The sequence below is a fragment of the Ectothiorhodospira marina genome (assembly GCF_900109495.1).
GTDB classification, from domain to species: domain Bacteria; phylum Pseudomonadota; class Gammaproteobacteria; order Ectothiorhodospirales; family Ectothiorhodospiraceae; genus Ectothiorhodospira; species Ectothiorhodospira marina.
Map to the genome: position 1 here is coordinate 1 of NZ_FOAA01000038.1, position 1093 is coordinate 1093.

General features: G+C 63.1%; 2 protein-coding genes. Both read right to left on the reverse strand.

Annotated features, from left to right (window positions below; translation table 11 throughout):
- Positions 1-228 precede the first annotated feature (228 nt).
- Positions 229-639: a putative toxin-antitoxin system toxin component, PIN family gene (locus BMY52_RS15025; RefSeq protein ID WP_090255804.1), complete on the reverse strand. Its 411-nt coding sequence runs from the start codon at positions 637-639 to the stop codon at positions 229-231.
- Positions 639-878, reverse strand: a complete 240-nt coding sequence (locus BMY52_RS15030; RefSeq protein WP_090255806.1) for a ribbon-helix-helix domain-containing protein — start codon at positions 876-878, stop codon at positions 639-641. The genes BMY52_RS15025 and BMY52_RS15030 overlap by 1 nt, the downstream gene beginning before the upstream one ends.
- Between the last annotated feature and the right edge of the window lie 215 nt (positions 879-1093).

Here is a 1093-nt window from a genome sequence, read left to right on the forward strand (position 1 = left end):
GATGTGGAAACAACCTGAGCCCCCGTGGGAGCCGGCCTGCCGGCGAAGCACTGCGACAGCAGTGCCTGGGTCAGGCCATGTGCCCACCGCCTTCGCGGGCGAGGCCCGCTCCCACAAACGATGTGGAAACAACCTGAGCCCCCGTGGGAGCCGGCCTGCCGGCGAAAAACGGCGGCCACAATCCACCCAGAAAAAAGGTTTCTGTCCCCTTGATGCGACCGGCATCGATCACAGCACTTCGGCACAGAACTGGGCAGGCGTGACAATCCGCGTGCGCCCGATGTGACCCCGTTGCAACAGGCCGGCGCAGCGATCACCGGTCACCAGATAGTCCGCCTCGCCTTCGACGGCCATGGCCAGCAAAAAGGCGTCGTCCGGATCGTCGGCTTCGTTCTCGATGCTCAGCCGATCCAGAACCAGAGCCCGCTGCAGGTTGTTGACCATGGTGCCGACCTTGGCGGGCTGGAGAATGGCCTGGAGTTTGGGGTAGCGGCTGGCCCGGCGGATTTCATCAAGTTGCATGCGCGAGGTGATGACTTCGAAGCGTGCTGCCCGCCAGGCGCGATAGATCGCATCCGGCGCGCCGTGGGGCGAAATCAGGGCACTGAACAGGATGTTGCTATCCAGCACGACCCGCATCAGCGTTTACGTGCCCACGCGAGCGCTTCGTCAATCGCCTCCGCCACCTCCGTCTCACTCAGTTGGGCGTTGGTGGCCTTGGCCTGCTCGGCACTCAGCTCCAGGATGTGGGCGCGCACCGCCTCCTCAATGAAGCTCGACAGGTCACCTTTCCGGCCACCGCCCTGGCTGGCCAGAAACATGCGCAGCGACTGGTCGGTGTCGGCCGAAACGGCGACGTTCCAGCGAACCGTTGCCATCATGATCTCCCACAATAGATGTTTATGTGTTTATACGCTGACCGTTTTGGTACAGCAATGGTTCGATCCTAAAGGTGTCTGTCCCCTTTCCGGAGGCACTCCCACAAACGATGTGGAAATAACCTGAGCCCCCGTGGGAGCCGGCCTGCCGGCGAAGCACTGCGACAGCAGTGCCCTGGCCATGCTGAGGTGCCCACCGCCTTCGCGGGCGAGGC

Excerpts from the sequence above, each read along its gene's own strand:
- BMY52_RS15030 (WP_090255806.1), bottom strand. The coding sequence starts at position 878 with ATGGCAACGGTTCGCTGGAACGTCGCCGTTTCGGCCGACACCGACCAG.
- BMY52_RS15025 (WP_090255804.1), bottom strand. The coding sequence starts at position 639 with ATGCGGGTCGTGCTGGATAGCAACATCCTGTTCAGTGCCCTGATTTCG.